Origin of the sequence: Alcanivorax limicola, assembly GCF_019931215.1 — a bacterium.
Classification (GTDB): domain Bacteria; phylum Pseudomonadota; class Gammaproteobacteria; order Pseudomonadales; family Alcanivoracaceae; genus Isoalcanivorax; species Isoalcanivorax limicola.
Genome location: NZ_JAIOUB010000001.1, coordinates 590020 through 610359 on the forward strand (window position 1 = coordinate 590020; position 20340 = coordinate 610359).

Sequence of the window (20340 nt, forward strand, 5' to 3'; positions counted from 1 at the left end):
ACGCAATTCCCGAGTATTTTAGTCAAGTATAGCTCAGAAGCAAGCCGCCGGTGCCTCTGGTATCCTTGCCGCCTCGCCAGTGGAGCCTCCATGCTTGATGCCGTTCGCAGCCGCCGTATCCTTGCCCTCGCCTTGCCGATCATGGGTGCCATGGCCAGCCAGAGCCTGCTCAATCTGGTGGACGCGGCCATGGTCGGCAGCCTCGGTGGCGAAGCGCTGGCCGCAGTCGGGCTCGGCGGTTACGCGAATTTTGTCGCCATAGCCCTCGTGCTTGGCCTGGGCGCGGGGGTGCAGGCCACCGTCGCCCGCCGCAAGGGTGAAGGCGACCCCAGCGTCTATGCCGCGCCACTCAACGCCGGCCTGTTGCTGGGCATTGTCCTCTCTGTGCCCATCCTGCTGGTATTTCTGCAACTGGCCGCCGACCTGATCGCGGCGCTGACCTCCGACGACGCCGTGCGTGAACTGGCCGAACCCTACCTGTTGGCGCGCCTGTTCGGTATTTTTGCCGTGGCCATGAATTTCAGCTACCGCGGTTACTGGAACGGCATCAACCGCTCCTGGGTCTATCTGCGCACGCTGGTCGCCGTCCACATTCTCAATGTGGTCATCAGTTACGGGCTGATCTTCGGTGCTTTCGGGCTGCCCGAACTGGGCAGCACCGGGGCCGGCATTGGTACGACGCTGGCGCTCTACTTCGGCAGCCTGCTGTATTTCGTGCAGACGTGGCGCGAGGGGCGCATTCATGGCTTCATGACAGCCCGCCCGGCGCGGCAGACGCTGACCGCCATTCTGCGGGTCTCCCTGCCACAATCCCTGCAACAGCTGCTGTTCTCCACCGGCCTGCTGGTGCTGTTCTGGATTATCGGTCTGATCGGCACCCGGGAAGTCGCGGTGGCCCATGTGCTGATCACCCTGGTGCTGTTCCTGATCCTGCCCGCGATTGGTCTGGGACTGTCCGCCACCTCCCTGGTTGGTCAGGCGCTGGGCCGCAAGGACCCGGACGATGCCTACCGCTGGGGCTGGGACGTGACGCGTCTGGCAGTGGTGCTGTTGTTCGTCATGGCGCTGCCGATGTGGCTGGTCCCGGATCTGATTCTGGGCATCTTCCTCAAGGAACCAGAGCTCATCGCACTGGGGCGCATTCCGCTGATGATCACCGGCCTCGCCATCTGTCTGGATGGCGTCGCCATTGTCTTTACCCAGGCGTTGCTGGGTGCGGGCGCGGCGCGCTCGGTCATGTTGGTGACGCTATGCGTACAGTGGTTTCTCTTCCTGCCACTTGCCTATATCATCGGCCCTGTGGCCGGTGGCGGGCTCCTGGCAGTCTGGATCTTGCAAGCCCTGCAACGCCTGCTGACCTCGGTCTTGCTGGGGCGCCTGTGGATACGGCGTCACTGGATACACATCAAGCTCTGACGCTCTCAACATAGCCGAGGCACCATGTCTGACCTCAAGCACAGCACCACCAACGATCACGATAGCGCTCCGGAAGACCGTGAATCCGGCAAACCCAATCTGTTGCAGGTTGTCATGAGCGTCCTGGCGGCCCTGTTCGGGGTGCAAAGTGGCCGCAACCGGGAGCGCGACTTCAAGAAAGGCAGCCCCGGTGACTACATCCTGGTATACGTGATTCTGGTGGTCGCCATGGTGGTCGGCATGATCGTGACCGTAAACCTCGTTCTGTCTTCCGCCGGCGGCTGAGCGCCCGCCCCCGGCCCGTCACAGCGCCTCGTCTGTGTGCTTGTATACTTGCTTATATGCTTATAGGCACATATTACTTTTCTGCATAAGCCGGCTTTGTTAAAGTGCAGCCCCTTTGGCCGCAGGCTATCATGTCTGTTGGCCAGACGCGGTCTGCCAGACGTGTGCACTCCGGCACCAACGACACAGGGTGATAATCCAACGCCATGTATGTATATCGACCCCACGACCAGCAGCTCCTGAACGAACGGGTGGCCCAGTTCCGGGACCAGACCCGGCGCTACCTTGACGGTCAGTTGAGCAACGACGAGTTCCTGCCACTGCGCTTGCAGAACGGGCTCTACATCCAGCGATACGCACCCATGCTGCGCGTTTCCGTGCCTTACGGCATGCTCAGCAGCACCCAGCTGCGCGCGCTGGCCAAGGTCGCCCGGCAGTGGGACAAAGGCTATTGCCATGTCAGCACCCGGCAGAATATCCAGTACAACTGGCCGGCACTGGAAGATGTGCCCGACATTCTTGCCGCGCTGGCAAACGTGGAGATGCATGCCATCCAGACCAGTGGCAACTGCATCCGCAACGTGACCACGGATGAATTCGCCGGCATCAACGGCAAGGAAATCGAAGACCCCCGGCCTTGGTGTGAAATCATCCGCCAGTGGGCGACCTTCAACCCCGAGTTCGCCTACCTGCCGCGCAAATTCAAGATCGCGGTCAACGCCGTGCCCGACGAAGATCCGGCGCTGATCGGCGTGCATGACATCGGCGTCCAGGTGCTGCAACGCGACGGCGAAACCGGCTTCCGCGTGCTCGCGGGTGGTGGGCTCGGCCGCACCCCGATGACCGGTGAAGTGATTGGCGAATTCGTGCCCTGGCCGCACCTGCTGGCGTACCTGGAAGCAATTCTTCGGGTCTACAACAAGTACGGCAACCGGGACAACAAGTACAAGGCGCGCATCAAGATTCTGGTCAAGGCATTGGGCGCCGAAAAATTCCGCGCCCTGACCGAAGCCGAATTTGCCGAACTCAAAGACGGCCCGATGACGCTGACTGCCGAAGAAGTCGATGCCATGCGCAGCCACTTCTCCGCACCGGCCTACGACGCCATTGACGACCAGCCTGCCGCGCTGCAGGAGGCGCTGGCATCAGACAAGGCCTTCAATCGCTGGTACCACACCAATGTCTCGCGTCACCGCCAGGCGGGTTACGCCGCTGTGACACTGACGCTGAAGAAAACCGGGCGTGCACCGGGTGATATCACCGATGAAGAACTGGAAGCCGTGGCCGATCTGGCAGATCAGTTCAGCTTCGGCGAAGCGCGCACCACCCACCAGCAGAATATGGTGCTGGGCGATGTGCGCCAGGATCAGTTGTTTACCCTCTGGCAGCGTCTGGACGCGCTGGGCTTTGCTACGCCCAACCTGAAGTTGCTGACGGATCTGGTGGCTTGCCCCGGTGGTGATTTCTGCTCGCTGGCCAACGCCAAATCCCTGCCGATTGCCGAAGACATCCAGCGTCACTTCGAAGACATGGACTATCTGCACGACCTCGGCCCGATTGATGTAAACATCTCCGGCTGCATGAACGCCTGTGGTCACCACCACATCGGTCACATCGGCATTCTCGGTGTGGACAAGAAAGGCCGCGAGTATTACCAGATCACGCTCGGAGGCCGGGGTGACAAGGTGTCCCGCATCGGTGAAAAGCTGGGCCCGTCTTTCGACACCGAACAGGTCGTGCCGATCATCGCGCGCCTGATTGATCTTTATGTAGAACAACGCCAGCCCGGTGAGCAGTTCATCGACACGTATGAGCGCCTGGGAATCGAGCCTTTCAAGGAGCGGGCCTATGCCACAGATCATTAAGGATGGCGTGGTTGTCGACGACACCTGGGTGCGTCTGAGCAACGAACAGATTGATCAGGATGGCATCCCGGAAGGCGGCGACATCATTGTGCCCTTGTCCGTGTGGCAGGCGCAGAAAGACGCCCTGCTGAAACGCGATGGCGCCGTGGGCGTCTGCCTGGCACCGGGTGAAGAACCGGCAGCGATTGCCGCTGATCTCGATCAGTTGCCGCTGGTTGCGGTGGACTTCCCCGCCTTCAAGGATGGCCGTGGCTATTCCTACGCACGCGAGTTGCGTACCCGTTTCGGTTACAAGGGGGAGCTTCGTGCGGTGGGTGATGTCCTGCGGGATCAGCTGTTCTACATGCATCGCGTTGGCTTCAATGCCTTCGCTGTGCGGGCTGACCGTGACATCCATGATGCCCTGAACGGCCTGAAGGATTTCTCTGTCACCTACCAGGGTGATGCCAACGACCCCCGCCCGATCTATCGCCGTTAATCAGACTGCGCTCTGTTGCACTGTTGAAAAACAGCGGCAACAGAGCGCGGCGGCGCTGCCGTCAGAACCAACCGTCACAGCCATCGGTTGCGTTTCAGCACCAGACTGATTCCGGCCACTACCGTCAGCAATATCCCCACGAACCCGGCAAACGCATAGGGTGATTCGCTGGCGGGAATCCCGGCGAGGTTAACGCCAAGCAAGCCCGTCAAGACGCCCAGCGGCAAAAAGATGATCGACACTACGGCGAGGATATACATGCGTCGGTTGAGGTCATCCGCCAGGCGATTGCTCAGATCTTCCTGGGCGATGGTGGCGTGCTCCCGAGCGGTATCCAGATCCTCCAGCAACCGCAACAGGCGATCCAGCACCTCGCGCAGCAATCCCCGCTCGGTATCGCCCAAGGGTCCACTGGCGTCCAGCAAGCGCGACAACGCATCACGCTGTGGCGCCAGATAGCGCCGCAACACGCTGACCCGCCGCCGCACCCGGCCGATATCGTTGCGGACGGCGCGGCTCTGGCGCAGCAAGCCAACTTCCTCGTAGCCACCGATCTGATCTTCCACCTGATCCACCACATCTTCCATATTCCAGGTCAGACGATCGATCAGGCTTACCAGCAAGCCATGGGCATGCGTTGGCCCTGCCCCCTCGGAAAGATCACTCAGCATATCCGCCACCGCTCGCAGGGGGCGGCGTTGGGTACTGATGATACGCTCTGGCGTTACCCACAGACGCACCGCAATCATGTCCTCCGGCTGGGCGCCGGGCGTCAAATTGACGCCACGCAGATACACCAGAGTGCCGTCACGCATGAGAGAAGCCCGGGGCCGCGTTTCCTGCGTGAGCAAGGCCTCGGCAATCAGCGGACTGACGCCGTGATGTGTCAACCAGGATTCCGCATCGGGCAGGGTGTAATCAAGATGCAGCCAGAGCACGCCCTGCCCCGGCTGCCAGGCCAGCGCCTGGTCGGCAGTCAGTGTTTGCGCACCACCTTGTCCATCCAGCAGCTGTGCGTGGACGAGTCCTTTCATACGGTCTCCGACATGATGCGTTCAGGCATCCTTACGACAGTCTCACCAGTATGCGCCCTCGCATGCCGCCAGCAAGAATGGTGTCAAACCAGGGCGGCAGGTCGGCAAGAGTGACTTCTGCCGCCAGGATCTGCTCCAGCACCGGCAGACGCCAGTCCGTTGCCAGACGCTGCCAGATAGCCGCTTTCACAGCGAGCGGCGGCTCGACGCTGTCCACGCCAAGCAGGCTGACATTGCGCAAAATAAAGGGCAACACCGTCAATGGCAGCGCCGTACTGGCAGCGAGGCCACAGCAGGCGACACTGCCGCCATAGACCGTGCTCTTGATCGCGTTCGCCAACGGCTCGCCCCCGACCGTATCCACCACCCCGGCCCAGCGCGGTTTGAGCATCGGCCGCTCGGCGCCGGCCAGCATCTCTTCCCGGCTCACCCGGGAAATTGCGCCCAGCGCCGTCAGCCAATCAGCGGCCTCGGCTTTGCCGCTACCGGCGACAACCCGAAAACCCAGGTGCGCCAACAAGGCCACGGCGAGGCTGCCAACACCGCCGGTCGCGCCGGTGACCAACACTTCACCATCTTCCGGCGTCACGCCATTATCCAGTAGCGCCTCGACACACAGCCCGGCGGTCAGACCTGCGGTGCCAAACAGCATGGCCGTGCGGGCATCCATCCCTTGCGGCAATCGCGTCACCCAGGCCGCCGGGACCCGAATGTATTCGCCATAGCCGCCAGCGGTATTCATACCCAGATCGTAGCCGGTCACGATGACACCGGCGCCCTCGGCAAAGGTGCCACTGCTGTCGCTGACCACTTCACCGGCGGCGTCGATGCCCGGCGTATGCGGATATTGCCGCGTGACACCCTTGTTGCCGGTGGCTGACAGTGCGTCCTTGTAGTTCAGGGATGACCACTGCACACGCACCAGCACCTCACCCTCAGGAAGATCATCAAGCTGGCGCTGCACCAGGCTGGTGACGTAGCGTTCCCCGTCTGACCGGGTCTGAAGCGCGGCGAAGGTCTGTGTCATGCGGTTCTCCGATAAAAGCAGGTCGGACAGCGGTTCACCACCAGCGGCGTGCGCCGCGATGGAACCAGTGCTCTACCACACGCCCGAGCCCTGTCTCGAAGGCCAGCCCGAGACGCTCCGCCAGCTTCTGCCGGATATTCCAGCTGACTTCATAGACCTCGGCATCCTTGCAGCGCGCCAACAGGTATTCATCACTGGTCTGCAGCTCGTCTACCAGACCAATGTCCTTGGCGCGGATACCAAACCAGTGCTCGCCGGTGGCGATCTTGTCGATATCCAGATTGCGACGGTGCTCACGCACGAAATCCTTGAACAGCACATGAGTGTCTTCCAGCTCTTCCTGGAATTTCTCCCGGTCCTGGTCCGTATTCTCACCGAACATGGTCAGCGTGCGTTTGTACTCGCCGGCGGTCATCAGCTCGACGTCGATATCATTCTTTTCAAGCAGACGGTGAAAGTTCGGAATCTGCGCCACGACGCCGACGGAGCCAACAATAGCGAATGGCGCCGCCACGATGCGATCCGCAATGCACGCCATCATGTAGCCGCCGCTGGCCGCCACCTTGTCGACGCACACCGTCAGGCGAATGCCCTGATTACGTACCCGCTTGAGCTGCGAGGATGCCAGCCCGTAGGCATGCACAAGCCCGCCCGGGCTTTCCAGGCGCACCACGATTTCATCTTTCTTGTCCGCTGTTTCGAGCACTGCGCTGATTTCCCGGCGCAGGGATTCCACAGCGCTGGCCTGGACATCGCCGTCGAAATCCAGCACAAACACCCGCGGCTTGTGGTCCGCCGCCATGGCGCCGGCCTTTTTGGCGGCTTTCTGTCGCGCCTTTTCTTCCTTGCGTTCGCGTTTGCGTGCAGCCTTGCGCTCGGCCTCTGGCAGTACGGCGTCCCGCACGCTGTCACGCAGGTCGTCCAGCTCCTCATTCAAATGCCGGACGCGGATATCGCCCGCATCACTGTTCTGGGCGCCGCGCTGCCGCGCAGCCGCATCCACGATGCCGCCGATAACAAACAGAATAGCGAAGACGAGGGTAGCCACCTTGGCCAGAAACAAACCATATTCGGTCAACAACTCAATCACTGAGCACTCCTGCAGCAGGGGGAGAGACGAATGGACGGCCATCCCTTGCCGGGATGACCGTAACAACATAACACGTCGTACAGGACGTCATTATCCACAATCTGCCGACACTGGCCACGCTCTACTGCAGCATGGCCTCCTCGGCACTGCGATTGAGAGGGCGGGCCTCAAGACGGCCACGCTGGAGAACAATCTCGAAGATGGCACCATCGGCCATCGGCAGGAAGGCGGCGCTCAGGGTGCTGGCCGATAACAGCATGCTGCCCTCGCTGGCACCCTGCCAGATATCAAAGAAAACCGGGGGGCTGTAGATCACATGCCGGACGCGCTCACGGGAACGTTCGTCTTCCAGTGCCAGATATCGCCCCTGGATCTGCTCCAGCTGATAGCCCGGGCGGGCGCCGAACAGCGCCAGCAGGCCTTTCCAGCGAAGCACTCGGGTATCCAGTTGCCAGAGATCACCGCGCAAGGCGTAATCATGGCTCTCGGCGCCCGGCACCGCGACCGTGGCGACGAAGCTCTGCGGCGCCAACTCGCGGAAACTGACCGTCGCCAGTGGCGCATCCGGGTTCAGCTCATCATAGCTGTACAAATTCAGCGCCAGCAGGGACAGGTAGACTGCCGCAACCAGCATCGCAAGCCCGGCCGTACCCTTGAGCCATTGCAACAGCCAGCGCTGTCGCAGCAGCACCCACGCCCCCAGACCAAGCAGCACCAGGCTGACCAGAATCATCGCTATCGGCACACCGGCAAAACTCATGCGTGTTGTCTCCTTCCCTGGCTCAGCTGCCGCGTTTACGCTGCTGGGCCCAATCTTCTATCAATGCCCGGGCAATGCTGCCGGTGGGCGGAATCGGCGGCAACTCGCTGTAATGCCACCAGTGTGCTTCCAGAATTTCATCGCCGTCGACCTGAATCTCGCCGCCTGCGTACTCCGCGTGAAAACCCAGCATCAGTGCATGCGGGAAAGGCCAGGACTGGCTGGCATGGTACCGCAGCGTGCCCAGCGTGATACGCGTTTCTTCGTGCACCTCGCGATGCACGGCCTGCTCGGCACTCTCCCCCGCCTCGATAAACCCGGCAAGACAGCTGAAAAAACCGGCCGGGAAACGGGCCGCCCGCGCCAGCAGTGCCTCATCGCCACGGGTGACCAGGGCGATGACACAGGGCGAAATGCGGGGATACTGGGTATAGCCGCAGGCCGGACAGGTCATGGCACGATCGTGGTCATGGCTGTGTGTGCGGGTCCCACAGCGGGAACAGAACTGATGGTTGCGCTGCCAGGTGAGAACCTGGGAGGCGCGCCCGGCCATGGCAAAGGTCAACTCGTCCATCTGCCCGAGCAGGCGCCGCAACTGCGCAAGATAATACCCGGCCGGTACCCGCTGCGGATGATCCAGCGCCACGGCGAAGCAATGTTGGCCGCGCAGCCGGCCCAGATACAGCGACGGCAGGTCTTCGAGTCCGAACGGCGTCAGTGAGGGACTGTCAGGCAGCAACGGCAGTGCGGGATCCTCGCACACCATCAGCTGCCCGTCGCAGAAAGCGAACCAGAGCACCCGCCCGTCAATGTCGGCCGGCGCGTTAGCCGAATATTCCAGATCCTGGTACACAAAAACCTCGCAGGTCAGGCCGATTCCGCCACGGGGCGGCGCACCGTGACGCCCAGTGCGGCCAGACTCTCATCGGCAACATCAAGCACCGCATTGCCAATCGGCTTCTGCTCTTCGATGCTCTCCAGGTAGTAATCAATGCTGGTAATGGCATCGGCGAGGGTTTCCATCTGTTCCCTGCCCGGCACCGGTGCGCCCTCTGCCAACAGCGAACCATCGATATACTCACGGCAGCCATCAACAATGGCTTTGCTATGCAGCAATTCCAGGAACGTCAGCCCGCCGGCAACACCGCCGAGCACAGCAGGCACATTGGCCAGGTGCATACGATCGCCACCGTTGTCGATATAAGCACTCAACGAACGCTTGGTCAGCGACACCCCGGCACGGCACTCAGCCACCACGCTCATTCTCGCTTCATCCAGCTGGTACAGGGAGATGCGCGTGTTGCGCACCTCTCGATTGATATCGTCTGCTGGCGCGTATCGGCGCTCCAGGGTCGCCACCGCGTTCTCGACGGTCAGCAGGTCATCCACCAGGCTCTGGAATTCATGGCCTTCCATGTCGATGGACTCCGGCCGCCAGCGGCGAACCTCGGCCGCGCGGCCGCGCATCAGTTCCGCCTCAGCGCTCTGCCCGACCATCACCAACGAGCCGGAGAGCCGCAACAGGGTATCGCTGAGCTCGTCATAGTCGGTATCGGCAATGCCCTGGGTAGCCAGATCCAGCGTGGACTGAATGTCTCGCAGCTCCTCTTTCAAGGCCACCGCCACACTGCGTATCACTGAACCGCTGGCGCCGCTCATCAGGGCCATTTCTTCCTGCAGCACCGCATCGGTCAGCGTCTGCTCCACATTGAAGGCCCGCTTGATATCGCCCACCAAGCCGTCGCTGTGGCTGCACAGAGACACCACGTATACGCTTTCCTTGATCAGCAGCAGCGGTACATCAGCATCCAGGGCCCGTTCACCTTCATACACCAGACGCTTGATCTGCCGATCGTACTGGGACAACAGCGCTTTGCGGGCTGCATTGAGGGCCATGTCATCGGTAATCATCGCCTCCACCGCGCCGCGCGCGACCCACCAGAGGCGGTTGACCGGCGCTGTGCCACAGAGTCGGTCAATGCGCGCCAGTGCCCGGCCAACCAGCTTCAGGCTGACCTTGCTGTCGCCACGCAACACTCCCAGCAGCCCTACCTGATACATATGGCGTAAACGCCGGCATAACCGGGCCACATCGGCACGCGCACTCTTGTTCGGCATGGCAGGTGGGACGCGCTCACGGGATACATCAACGCGGAAGAAATGACTTTCATTGATCAATGGCTTGCCTGACGCCTGGCGCAGCTCATTGATGCCGCCGATCAGCAGCTCCGGCAGGGTCTGGTTCTTGAGCTGCACATATTCCAGATAGCGCCCGAGCAACACGATGGCACCGCCCAGCGCCGTGGTCTGGGCGGCCTTGCGGGTGCTGCGTGGAATATCTTCAGCCACCAGTTCCATCTCTTCGGCCATCAGCGCCGCTGCCGACAGCTCCAGCATCTGGCAGATACCCCGCACCTGATGAAAAGCCTCACCACAGACCGTCAGATCCTTGACCCGTGACGGATCTTCCGAGAAAGCCTCCAGTGCTGCCTCGGCCTGCCCCAGTGTGGTATCCAGCTCATCTTTCAGAAACGTGAGAGAGGTGGTGTTGGTAATGGCGACCATGGACTCTCCAGCACACCTTGCTATTTGTTATGACCGATTGTTATGACCGGTGGCTATGTGACCGGTGGTTATGTGCATCGCAATCTGGCATGAGCTCCTACGATGCGTCAACTTTCCCGTCTAAACAACTGAATTAGCGAGATTTTGTTAACCGGGACACATGGCGCATCAGGATCGACCCCAGAGCGCGCCTTCCTCACAGCTTTTCGACAGCATCGCCAACTTGGCTTCATGCGCGTCACGCTCTGCGGCACTGGCCTGCACCACCTTGAGCGCCGGACGCCCGGCGTCCAGACGCCGCACTGCCTCGGCCTGCGCCTCGCCGCTGGCACCGGCATCCGACGCCCCGAGAGACAAGCGCGTCTGCCCCCCCGTCATGATCAGATAGACTTCGGCCAGAATCTGGGCATCCAGCAACGCGCCATGCAGCTCCCGGTGGGAGTTATCAATGCCGTAGCGGCGGCACAGTGCATCCAGGTTGTTCTTCTGGCCAGGATGCTTGTTCCGTGCCAGCGCCAGCGTATCCAGGACCTTGCAGCGGTCCTCGATACGGCCATGACTCGCCCCGCGACCGGCCGCCAGCATCGCCAGTTCATGATTCAGGAAGCCGACATCAAACGCCGCGTTGTGGATTACCAGTTCGGCCCCGTCGATATAGGCCAGGAAATCCTGGACTACTTCGCTGAAGACCGGCTTGTCCGCCAGAAACTCCCGGGTGATGCCGTGTACCTCAAGCGCCCCGTCATCAATATCCCGTTCGGGGTTGATATACAGATGGCAGTTATTGCCGGTCGGACGTCGCCCGATCAGCTCGACGCAGCCGATCTCGATAATGCGATGGCCTTCCGACGGCTCCAGGCCGGTGGTTTCCGTATCCAGGACTATTTGCCGCACTGATCAATCCCCCTGTTAGCCAGCTGGTCGGCCCGTTCATTACCCGGATGGCCGCTGTGCCCCTTGACCCAGCGCCAATCAATGCTGTGACGCTGAACCGCCTGCTCCAGGCGCTGCCAGAGATCCGCATTCTTGACGGGCTTGCGTGCCGCCGTCAGCCAGTTGCGGGCCTTCCAGGCCGTCAGCCACTCGGTAATCCCCTTGCGCAGGTACTCCGAATCAGTATGCAACACTATCTTGCAAGGCTCGCGCAATGTTTCCAGGGCCATGATAGCCGCCATCAACTCCATGCGATTGTTGGTGGTGTGCGCTTCGCCACCGCATATTTCGCGCTCGTGGGCGCCATGTACCATCCAGGCGCCCCAGCCACCCGGGCCGGGATTACCCCGGCAGGCGCCATCGGTATAAATTTCGACCTGCTTCAACGTCTCTCCAGAATCAGTAATGCGCCTCGACCCTTCAGCCCCGGCAATCAGCACCCGTCAGTCCTGCTCGCTGCGCCGCCACCGCGCCATCGACACCGGAATCACGTTGGGCGCCGCCTGCGGCAGGCTGAAACGCGAGCGCAGCGGACGTACCATCGCGGCCCGCTTGCGCGCCACAAGGACATAAAATGCGCCATGTTGTGACCAGAAGCGTCCACCCAACCGTTCGAGCCAGCGGCGCCGGGAGCGCATGCTGCCGCGCCAGGGCCAGGAGTACAAGCTGCTCTCGAAGCCCTCGACTTCACAGGCCAGCACATGCAGCCAGTCGCTGACCCGGTGCGGACGGATAAAGCGCCCGATCCAGGGCACCCTGCCCGAGCCGAGCCGGAACAGGCGCGACAAGCCCCACAGGCTCAGCGGCTGAAAGCCCACGACTACCAGCGCTCCGCCGGGTTGCAGTACGCGCGCGGCTTCGCCCAGCAACAAGTGAGGATCATTCTCGAAATCCAGGCTGTGGTGCAATAGCACCAGATCCAGGGACTGACGCTGCAACGGCAGTTGCGCTGGCAAGGCTTGCATATCGACGCCAGCATGCTGTCCCAGCGTCCAGCGCAACGGCATGACCGAGCTTTCCAGCAGTCCCAGAGGCCGCCCTACGGCATACTGCACCGCCCGCAGGCCAGGCAGCCGGGGCAGCACATCCGCCAGTACCGCACGTTCGGCCGCCAGCAACGCTTCACCTGGCGGGGTCTCCAGCCAGCGATCGAACGCCTCACCGGTGTCCGGAGGTTGCTTGCGAAACGGATTGCGGATCAGCCGGGGAATACCCATGCCAGTGAGCCCTCAGATTTGTGCCATCAAAATCAGTCTAGCAGGTCCCCGGTGAAGCATTAAGCCGAGGCCGTACAGAGATGCTTGGCGATGACCCCAAGCCCCGATAGGATACCCGTATGCTGACACTTCATCCTATCCCTGCGTTTCATGACAACTACATCTGGGCCCTTTCCGATGAGCGCGGCAATGCGCTGATTGTTGATCCTGGCACCGCCGATCCGGTCATCGACTACCTCGACACCCACAACCTGACGCTGACGACCCTGCTGATCACCCACCATCACCCCGATCACACCGGCGGCATCCAGGCACTGCTGGCCCGCAGCCCGGAAACCCCGATAGCGGTGTATGGCCCGGCGGATGAACAGATTCCCGGGCGCACCCATGCGCTGCATGACGGCGACAGCATCACGTTGCCAGCACCGGCCATGCGTTTCGAGGTGATCGGCGTACCGGGCCACACACTGGGGCATATCGCCTTCTTCGCGGACCAACGGGATGTAGATGAACCGCCACTGCTGTTTTGTGGCGACACCTTGTTCGCCGGCGGCTGTGGCCGACTGTTCGAGGGCACGCCAGCCCAGATGCTGGCATCACTGGATCGCCTCCAGGCGCTGCCGGCTGACACACTGGTGTGCTGTGCCCATGAATATACCGTCAGCAACCTGCGTTTCGCGGCAGCGGTGACACCCGACGACGAAGCAGTGAACCAACGGCTCACCGAGATGGTCCATCTCCGCGATGCCGGCAAGGTCACGCTGCCGAGCACGCTGGCGGAAGAGCGGCGCAGCAACCCGTTTCTGCGCGCCGACGACCCGGACGTGCAGGCCAGCGTGCCTGAGGCCCGGGGTGACCGAAACGCCGTATTTGCTGCGCTGAGAGCCTGGAAAGACACCTTCTGAGCAGCGCGTCCGGCGCGCAGACCTGCCCGGGATCGGACCCTGCCGCTGCCGGGGCGTCAAAGTGATTTGCATCGACATGGATGGCTACACTAGGCTTTCGCCCAATCGCCGGACGAAAGCCGTTTGCGAAGCCGCTGCACGGCATGCCCCTTCATGGCATGCCCCTTGCAGCCTCGGTGATATGCCACAGTGCGCCCGAGCACAACAACTCATAATTGGCCCAGCCCGACACCCCACGGCAGGCCAGCCCCCAGAGGGCATTGCGGAGTCAGTTTGTACAATGAGAAGTCTCGCGATAAAGAATCTCGTAGTGAAAAGTCTCGTAGTGAAAAGCCACGTTCTGGCAGGCCTGGTGGGCCTCAGCGTCATGATGGCAGGTTGCAGCCTGCGTCCCGCTGTGGACGACCTGGACCCGATGCCGGCGGCCACGGTGCTGACCCCCGACCCGGTGGATCTCAGTGGCCACCCGGACCCCCCGCCGGAAGCATCCCCGGACAGCGATGCTGACCTCTGGGACCGTGTCCGCGCGGGCTTCACACTGGACCTTGACCAGGATAACGCCCGCATTACCGCGCAGCGCAACTGGTACGCCCGCCATCAGAATTATATGGACCGCGTGGCGACCCGTGCAGGTCGCTACCTGCACTACATTGTAGAGCAGGCCGAAGAACGCAATATGCCCCTGGAAATGGTGCTGCTGCCCATCGTGGAAAGCGCTTTCGACCCCTTCGCCTACTCCCATGGCCGCGCCTCCGGGCCGTGGCAGTTCATTCCCTCCACCGGCCGCCACTTCGGCATGGAGCAGGACTGGTGGGCCGATGGCCGTCGCGACATCATCGATTCCACGGATGCCGCCCTCACCTACCTGCAGCAACTGGCTGACCGCTTCAACGGCGACTGGCTGCTGGCGCTGGCCTCCTATAACGCCGGCGGTGGCAACGTGAATCGGGCCATCACCCGCAACCGCAATGCAGGCCGCCCCACTGACTACTGGAGCCTGCGTCTGCCCCAGGAAACCATGGCCTATGTGCCCAAGCTGCTGGCGCTGGCCCAGATCATTCGTGACCCGGAGGCCTACGGCATCACCCTGCTGCCAATTCCGGATGCGGCCTATTTCGCCCAGGTCGACATCAAAGGACAAATGGATCTTGCCCAGGCGGCGGACCTGGCCGAGGTCTCACTGGAAGAACTGTACATGCTCAACCCCGCCTTCAATCGCTGGGCGACCTCCCCCAACGGCCCGCACCGGCTGTTGGTGCCCGTAGACACTGCCGAGCTGTTTGCCGAGCGGGTTGAAGCACTGCCGCCAGAACAGCGCATGCGCTGGGAGCGCTATACCATCGCGCGGGGTGATAGCCTGATCAGCATCGCCAACCGCCACCAGACCACGCCGGACGTACTCCGCGAAATCAATCGCTTGCGCGGCAACACCATCGTTGCGGGCAACACCCTGTTGATTCCCCGGCCAGCGCGCGACGCGGACAGTTACAGCCTGAGTGCCGATGCACGCCTGGACGCCAGGCAGAACCGCAGCGTCAGTGGCCGGCAGCAGATCACGCACACGGTCCGTAATGGCGACACCCTGTGGGAGCTTTCACGCCGCTATCGCGTGGGAGTGCGTGAACTGGCTGCCTGGAATCAGATGGCGCCGGGCGACACACTGCGCATCGGACAGGATCTCTCGATCTGGACGACAGCATCAGCAAGCCAGGCTGGCACGCAAACAGCTGCTGCGAGCGACGCCCGCAATAATATGGTGCGCCGCATTAACTATTCAGTGCGACGGGGTGACTCCTTGCATGCCATTGCCAACCGGTTCAACGTGTCGGTCAATCAGATCAGCAGCTGGAACAGCCTGGACCGCAACCGGTATCTTCAACCCGGTCAGCATCTGACCTTGTACGTGGACATTCGCGACGCGCCCTGATCCCGGCCTGCGCTGGGCCAGCACCTGGCTGGCACCTGACCAGCACCAGAGAGAGCAACCACCGACGAGCATGGAAAGGCGGACAATGGTGATGCGGACAGTGTTAGCACAACAGACCCTATTGGCAAAACAGATGGCGCAAGGCCTGACCGGCCTGCTGCTCGGCGCCATGGCACTGAGCGCCGTCGCCAATGACGACGACCCGGTCACCATCAGCCATGGCTACAGCCCCTTTGGCGAGCTGCGCTACCCGCCAGACTTCACGCACTTCGACTACGTCAACCCTGACGCGCCCAAGGGCGGCACCCTGCGCCTGTTCGGCTTCGGCACCTTTGACAGCCTCAATCCCTACATCATGACCGGCCGCAGCCCCGCCGGTACACCCGGCGCCGCCGTATTCGGTTTCCTCGAGACCACGGACACCCTGCTGATGGGCAGTGGCAGCCACAACCGTGTTGGCGACGAGCCCAGCAGCGCCTACGGCCTGATCGCCGAGCGCATCGAATACCCGGCGAGCCTGGACTGGGTGATCTTCCACCTGCGCAAGGAAGCCCGCTTCAACGACGGCCATCCGATTACCGCACAGGATGTAGTTTTTTCCCTGGAATTGCTGCGCGAAGAAGGTCATCCGCGTTACGCCCTGACGCTCTCGGACGTCACCGGCGCAGAAGCCCTTGATGATCACACCGTGCGCTTTCACCTCACCGGCGACAGCCGCCGGGACTTGCCGCTGGTGCTGGGCGACCTGCCGGTGCTACCCGAGCACTACTGGTCGGAGCGCTCCTTCAGTTCCACCCTGTCCCCGCCGTTGGTCAGCAGCCCCTATCAGATCACCGCTGTCCGCCCTGGTCGGCAGGTAGTCTTCGAGCGCCTGGAGGGCTATTGGGGGCGCGATCTTCCCGTCAATCGTGGCCGCTACAACTTCGATCAGGTGGTCATCGACTTCTATCGCGACGCCCAGGTGGGCTTCGAGGCCTTCAAGAGCGGCGGTTATGATGTGCACCTGGACTACGTCGCCAAGCACTGGGCAACCGCCTACAACTTTCCTGCCGTGCGTCGAGGCGATGTACAGCGTGCGGAGATCCCGCACATGATTCCCAAAGGGACCCAGGCCTTTTTTCTGAACATGCGCCGCGCCCCGTTCAATGACCGCCGGGTGCGCGAAGCACTCAGCATCCTGTTTGATTTTGAATGGACCAATCGCACCATCTTCAATGGCGCCTATGCGCGCTCCAACAGCTGGTTCCCGAACAGTCTCAACAGCGCAACCGGCGTGCCTGAAGGCCAGGAACTTGCGCTGCTGGCGCCCTGGAAGGATCATCTGCCACCCGCACTCTTCACTGAACCCTTTGCCCATCCGGTCAGCGACGGCTCCGGCAACATTCGCGACCGCATGCAACGGGCACTGGCCCTGCTGGCGGATGCCGGCTACGTGATCCAGGGGCGTCGCCTGGTGAATGAAAAAACCGGGGAACCTTTGCGGCTGGAAATTCTCAACTATCAGACACCCGGCATGGTGCGCGTGGTCGAGCCTTATCTGCGCAATCTGGAGCGGGTCGGCATACAGGCCAGCTACCGCCCACTGGATCCGGCGAGCTACAAGGAGCGGCTTGATCGGTTCGACTATGACGCGACAATATTCGTGCTGCCCCAGCGCGCCTACCCCGGGCCGGAATTGCGCGACTACTTGCACTCAGACAGCGCCAATCTGGGCGGCAGTCGCAATTATTCCGGGATTGACGACCCGATAGTCGATGCCATGGTGGAAGCGGCGCTCGGCGCAACGTCGGATGACGACTATCGCGCCGCCATGCGCGCGCTGGACCGCGTGCTACTCTGGCAGCACTACAGCGTGCCGCACTGGTATATCGACAATCACCGGCTCGCCTGGTGGGATAAATTCGGTCGACCTGACAAACCCATGCCCTATATTCTTGGCACAGAAACCTGGTGGAAAAAACAACAATGAGACTGTTCTCTCTGCTTACCGCCCCGCTTCTTCTGCTACTGCTGAGCACCGGCACAGCACATGCCAGCCATGCTATTGCCATGCATGGTGAGCCAAAGTACCCGGCGGACTTCAAGCACTTTGACTATGTCAATCCGGACGCCCCCAAAGGCGGCAACCTGCGGCGGCATACCATCGGCACCTTTGACAGTTTCAATCCCTTCATTCCCCGCGGCAAAGCGGCGGCAGGCCTGGGACAGATCTACGACACACTGACCGTCAGCAGCGCCGATGAGCCCTTTACCCAGTATGGCCTGCTGGCCCGGCGTATCGAGACACCGGAGGACCGCAGCTGGGTGATCTATCACCTCCGTGAAGAAGCGCGCTTCGCTGACGGCGAGCCGGTTACCGCAGAAGATGTGGTGTACACCTTTGGTCTGCTCACCGAGAAAGGCCAGCCGTTCTACAGTTTTTACTATGCTGACGTCGAAAAGGTCGAGGCACTGGACAAGCACCGCGTCAAATTCTCCTTCAAGCCAGGTGACAACCGTGAGCTGGCGTTGATCGTGGGGCAGATGCTGGTGCTCCCCAAGCATTATTGGGAAGAACGCAACTTTGAACGCGGCACACTGGAGGCGCCACTGGGCAGCGGCCCCTACCGCATCGCCAGCCGTGACCCCGGCAAGCGCGTGGTCTACGAGCGCCGCGATGATTACTGGGGCAAGGATTTGCCTGTCAATCGTGGCCGGTACAATTTTGACCGCATCAGCTTCGAGTATTTTCTCGATGACACCGTCGCACTGGAAGCCTTCAAAGGCGGCCGCTATGACCTGCGGGTTGAAAACGTCGCCGCCAACTGGGCCAACGGCTATCAGGGACCCGCCCTGAGCCGGGGCGACATTGTCATGGACACTTTTGACCACGACCTGCCGGCTGGCATGCAGGCCTTTACCTACAATCTTCGCCGGCCACTGTTCCAGGACCGGGCCTTGCGCAAGGCCCTGGCCTACGCCTTTGATTTCGAATGGACCAACCAGAATCTGTTCCACGGCCAGTACCAACGCACCCGCAGCTTCTTCGAGAACTCCGAACTGGCCGCTACCGGCTTGCCGGCGCGCGATGAGCTGAAACTGCTGGAACCCCTGCGCGACGCACTGCCTGAGGAGGTTTTCACCTCGGTGTACAACCCGCCTGTCAGCGATGGCAGTGGCCGGCCGCGGGAGAATCTGCTGCGGGCCCAGACGCTGCTGCGGGAAGCCGGTTACACGCTCCGCGACAATCAGCTTTATACGCCCGACGGCACGCCCGTGCGTTTCGAGATCCTGCTCGACAGTGCTCACTGGGAGCGCATTGCACTGCCCTTCTCCAACAACCTGCGCGGCCTGGGTGTCCGTGCCGAAGTGCGCCGCGTAGACCAGACGCAATATACCGAGCGTCTGCGCCGCTTTGATTTCGACATGGTCGTCAATGTCTTCCCGCAGTCCAACTCGCCAGGCAACGAGCAGCGGGATTTCTGGCATTCCAGCGCGGCAGACCGGCCCGACTCACGTAATCTCCTCGGACTGCAGGACGACGCCATCGACACCCTGGTAGGACACGTCATCAGCGCCCGGGATCGCGATGCGCTGGTCACCGCCACCCGGGCGCTGGACCGGGCGCTGCAATGGGGGCATTACGTGATTCCGAACTGGTACACGGATAGCTACCGCATTGCACACTGGAAGCAGATCGTTCACCCGGGCAAACCGACGCCGCATGGTCTGCCGCTCGAAACCTGGTGGCACAAGGGCGCCGAATGAGTCGTTACATTGCCCGCCGCCTGCTACTGATCATTCCGACGCTGTTCGGCATTCTGTTGCTGAATTTCATTATTGTTCAGGCAGCACCCGGCGGCCCTGTGGAACGCATGGTCGCGCAATTGCAGGGCATCGAGAGCGACACCGGCAGTCAGTTTGCCGGCAGCAGGGCAGATTTTGTCGGCAGCAGCGAAGGCGGTTATCGCGGCTCCCAGGGCCTGCCCCCGGACCTGCTGGAACGCATCGAGAAGATGTACGGTTTCGACAAGCCCGCCCATGAGCGCTTCTGGCTGATGTTGCGCAATTACGCCACGCTCGACTTCGGCGAATCCTACTATCGTGACCGCAGTGTGCTGGAACTGATTCGTGAACGCCTGCCGGTGTCAATTTCACTCGGCCTGTGGAGCACATTGATCACCTATCTGGTTTCCATCCCGCTGGGCATACGCAAGGCGGTACGTCACGGCACGCCATTCGATGTCTGGAGCAGCAGCTTCGTCATTGTCGGTTATGCCATCCCCAGCTTCCTGTTCGCCATTCTGCTGGTGGTGCTGTTTGCCGGCGGCAGCTATCTGGATCTGTTCCCGCTACGCGGCCTGACATCCGACAATTTCGATGACCTCACCCTGGGCGGCAAGATCCTGGATTACTTCTGGCACATTACGCTGCCGACGATTGCCATTGTCATCGGCAGCTTTGCCACCCTGACCATGCTGACCAAAAACTCTTTTCTGGATGAAGTCAGCAAGCTCTATGTGCAAACGGCTCGCGCCAAGGGGCTGTCAGAGAACCAGGTGCTCTACCGCCACGTATTCCGCAACGCCATGTTGATCATCATCGCCGGTTTTCCGGCGGCGTTTGTCAGCATGTTCTTTACCGGTGTGCTGTTGATCGAGTATATCTTCTCCCTCGACGGGCTTGGCCTGCTTGGCTTCGAATCCGTCATAAACCGGGATTACCCCGTCGTTTTCGGCACCTTGTTCATCTTCACGCTTATCGGCCTGCTGATGAAACTGATCAGCGATCTGACCTATGTGCTGGTTGATCCGCGCATCGATTTCGAACGGAGAAACGTATGACGACCTGCCACAGGA

The 20340-nt window shown here is 61.6% G+C and carries 18 protein-coding genes; 9 read left to right on the forward strand and 9 right to left on the reverse strand.

The features are described from left to right. Nucleotides 1–90 precede the first annotated feature (90 nt). From K8B33_RS02585 to K8B33_RS02600, 4 genes are all read left to right on the forward strand, one after another. Nucleotides 91–1416 (forward strand): MATE family efflux transporter, encoded by a 1326-nt coding sequence (locus K8B33_RS02585; RefSeq protein ID WP_223422962.1) that lies wholly within the window; start codon nucleotides 91–93, stop codon nucleotides 1414–1416. A gap of 24 nt (nucleotides 1417–1440) precedes the next feature. Further along, nucleotides 1441–1701 (forward strand): DUF2970 domain-containing protein, encoded by a 261-nt coding sequence (locus tag K8B33_RS02590; RefSeq protein ID WP_223422965.1) that lies wholly within the window; start codon nucleotides 1441–1443, stop codon nucleotides 1699–1701. Between the two features lie 206 nt (nucleotides 1702–1907). Further along, nucleotides 1908–3566: a nitrite/sulfite reductase gene (locus K8B33_RS02595; protein WP_223422967.1), complete on the forward strand. Its 1659-nt coding sequence runs from the start codon at nucleotides 1908–1910 to the stop codon at nucleotides 3564–3566. Then, nucleotides 3550–4044, forward strand: coding sequence for a DUF934 domain-containing protein (locus K8B33_RS02600; protein WP_223422969.1), 495 nt, complete (start codon nucleotides 3550–3552; stop codon nucleotides 4042–4044). The genes K8B33_RS02595 and K8B33_RS02600 overlap by 17 nt, the downstream gene beginning before the upstream one ends. A 74-nt stretch (nucleotides 4045–4118) precedes the next feature. Here the strand turns inward: K8B33_RS02600 and K8B33_RS02605 are convergent, their stop codons facing one another. The 9 genes from K8B33_RS02605 to K8B33_RS02645 form a co-directional block, all read right to left on the reverse strand. Beyond that, on the reverse strand, nucleotides 4119–5078 hold the full coding sequence (locus K8B33_RS02605; RefSeq protein WP_223422972.1) for a CorA family divalent cation transporter: 960 nt from the start codon (nucleotides 5076–5078) through the stop codon (nucleotides 4119–4121). Nucleotides 5079–5109: 31 nt separating this feature from the next. Continuing rightward, the gene (locus K8B33_RS02610; protein WP_223422974.1) at nucleotides 5110–6105 is read right to left on the reverse strand and encodes a YhdH/YhfP family quinone oxidoreductase; all 996 of its coding nucleotides are present in this window, start codon (nucleotides 6103–6105) and stop codon (nucleotides 5110–5112) included. Nucleotides 6106–6139: 34 nt separating this feature from the next. After that, the gene (gene sohB / locus K8B33_RS02615; RefSeq protein WP_223422976.1) at nucleotides 6140–7195 is read right to left on the reverse strand and encodes a protease SohB; all 1056 of its coding nucleotides are present in this window, start codon (nucleotides 7193–7195) and stop codon (nucleotides 6140–6142) included. A gap of 121 nt (nucleotides 7196–7316) precedes the next feature. Then, nucleotides 7317–7955, reverse strand: coding sequence for a hypothetical protein (locus tag K8B33_RS02620; protein ID WP_223422978.1), 639 nt, complete (start codon nucleotides 7953–7955; stop codon nucleotides 7317–7319). 22 nt (nucleotides 7956–7977) lie between these two features. After that, complete coding sequence (gene nudC, locus K8B33_RS02625) at nucleotides 7978–8808, reverse strand: NAD(+) diphosphatase (protein ID WP_223422980.1); 831 nt, start codon at nucleotides 8806–8808, stop codon at nucleotides 7978–7980. 14 nt (nucleotides 8809–8822) lie between these two features. Continuing rightward, nucleotides 8823–10520 carry an Hpt domain-containing protein gene (locus tag K8B33_RS02630; protein ID WP_223422982.1) on the reverse strand — a complete coding sequence of 566 codons (1698 nt, stop codon included), beginning with the start codon at nucleotides 10518–10520 and terminating at the stop codon, nucleotides 8823–8825. Between the two features lie 168 nt (nucleotides 10521–10688). Next, nucleotides 10689–11414 carry a DNA polymerase III subunit epsilon gene (gene dnaQ, locus K8B33_RS02635; protein ID WP_223422984.1) on the reverse strand — a complete coding sequence of 242 codons (726 nt, stop codon included), beginning with the start codon at nucleotides 11412–11414 and terminating at the stop codon, nucleotides 10689–10691. Then, nucleotides 11402–11839, reverse strand: coding sequence for a ribonuclease HI (gene rnhA / locus K8B33_RS02640; protein WP_223422987.1), 438 nt, complete (start codon nucleotides 11837–11839; stop codon nucleotides 11402–11404). Before rnhA ends, dnaQ begins: the two co-directional genes overlap by 13 nt. Before the next feature lie 57 nt (nucleotides 11840–11896). Continuing rightward, nucleotides 11897–12670: a class I SAM-dependent methyltransferase gene (locus K8B33_RS02645; protein ID WP_223422989.1), complete on the reverse strand. Its 774-nt coding sequence runs from the start codon at nucleotides 12668–12670 to the stop codon at nucleotides 11897–11899. 119 nt (nucleotides 12671–12789) lie between these two features. Here K8B33_RS02645 and gloB point away from each other — a divergent pair, with 119 nt between their 5' ends. The 5 genes from gloB to K8B33_RS02670 all read left to right on the forward strand — a co-directional run bounded on the left by gloB (nucleotide 12790) and on the right by K8B33_RS02670 (nucleotide 20325). Then, on the forward strand, nucleotides 12790–13575 hold the full coding sequence (gloB, locus tag K8B33_RS02650) for a hydroxyacylglutathione hydrolase (protein ID WP_223422991.1): 786 nt from the start codon (nucleotides 12790–12792) through the stop codon (nucleotides 13573–13575). 310 nt (nucleotides 13576–13885) lie between these two features. Continuing rightward, on the forward strand, nucleotides 13886–15502 hold the full coding sequence (locus tag K8B33_RS02655) for a LysM peptidoglycan-binding domain-containing protein (protein ID WP_223422993.1): 1617 nt from the start codon (nucleotides 13886–13888) through the stop codon (nucleotides 15500–15502). 133 nt (nucleotides 15503–15635) lie between these two features. Continuing rightward, nucleotides 15636–17471, forward strand: coding sequence for an extracellular solute-binding protein (locus tag K8B33_RS02660; protein ID WP_223422996.1), 1836 nt, complete (start codon nucleotides 15636–15638; stop codon nucleotides 17469–17471). Next, nucleotides 17468–19249 carry an extracellular solute-binding protein gene (locus K8B33_RS02665; RefSeq protein ID WP_223422998.1) on the forward strand — a complete coding sequence of 594 codons (1782 nt, stop codon included), beginning with the start codon at nucleotides 17468–17470 and terminating at the stop codon, nucleotides 19247–19249. Before K8B33_RS02660 ends, K8B33_RS02665 begins: the two co-directional genes overlap by 4 nt. Next, nucleotides 19246–20325 (forward strand): microcin C ABC transporter permease YejB, encoded by a 1080-nt coding sequence (locus K8B33_RS02670; protein ID WP_223423000.1) that lies wholly within the window; start codon nucleotides 19246–19248, stop codon nucleotides 20323–20325. The genes K8B33_RS02665 and K8B33_RS02670 overlap by 4 nt, the downstream gene beginning before the upstream one ends. Nucleotides 20326–20340 lie beyond the last annotated feature (15 nt).

Excerpts from the sequence above, each read along its gene's own strand:
- K8B33_RS02610 (WP_223422974.1), bottom strand. The coding sequence starts at position 6,105 with ATGACACAGACCTTCGCCGCGCTTCAGACCCGGTCAGACGGGGAACGC.
- K8B33_RS02590 (WP_223422965.1), top strand. The coding sequence starts at position 1,441 with ATGTCTGACCTCAAGCACAGCACCACCAACGATCACGATAGCGCTCCG.
- K8B33_RS02630 (WP_223422982.1), bottom strand. The coding sequence starts at position 10,520 with ATGGTCGCCATTACCAACACCACCTCTCTCACGTTTCTGAAAGATGAG.
- K8B33_RS02670 (WP_223423000.1), top strand. The coding sequence starts at position 19,246 with ATGAGTCGTTACATTGCCCGCCGCCTGCTACTGATCATTCCGACGCTG.
- gloB (WP_223422991.1), top strand. The coding sequence starts at position 12,790 with ATGCTGACACTTCATCCTATCCCTGCGTTTCATGACAACTACATCTGG.
- K8B33_RS02600 (WP_223422969.1), top strand. The coding sequence starts at position 3,550 with ATGCCACAGATCATTAAGGATGGCGTGGTTGTCGACGACACCTGGGTG.
- K8B33_RS02620 (WP_223422978.1), bottom strand. The coding sequence starts at position 7,955 with ATGAGTTTTGCCGGTGTGCCGATAGCGATGATTCTGGTCAGCCTGGTG.
- K8B33_RS02585 (WP_223422962.1), top strand. The coding sequence starts at position 91 with ATGCTTGATGCCGTTCGCAGCCGCCGTATCCTTGCCCTCGCCTTGCCG.
- K8B33_RS02645 (WP_223422989.1), bottom strand. The coding sequence starts at position 12,670 with ATGGGTATTCCCCGGCTGATCCGCAATCCGTTTCGCAAGCAACCTCCG.
- K8B33_RS02660 (WP_223422996.1), top strand. The coding sequence starts at position 15,636 with ATGGCGCAAGGCCTGACCGGCCTGCTGCTCGGCGCCATGGCACTGAGC.
- K8B33_RS02605 (WP_223422972.1), bottom strand. The coding sequence starts at position 5,078 with ATGAAAGGACTCGTCCACGCACAGCTGCTGGATGGACAAGGTGGTGCG.
- K8B33_RS02595 (WP_223422967.1), top strand. The coding sequence starts at position 1,908 with ATGTATGTATATCGACCCCACGACCAGCAGCTCCTGAACGAACGGGTG.
- K8B33_RS02665 (WP_223422998.1), top strand. The coding sequence starts at position 17,468 with ATGAGACTGTTCTCTCTGCTTACCGCCCCGCTTCTTCTGCTACTGCTG.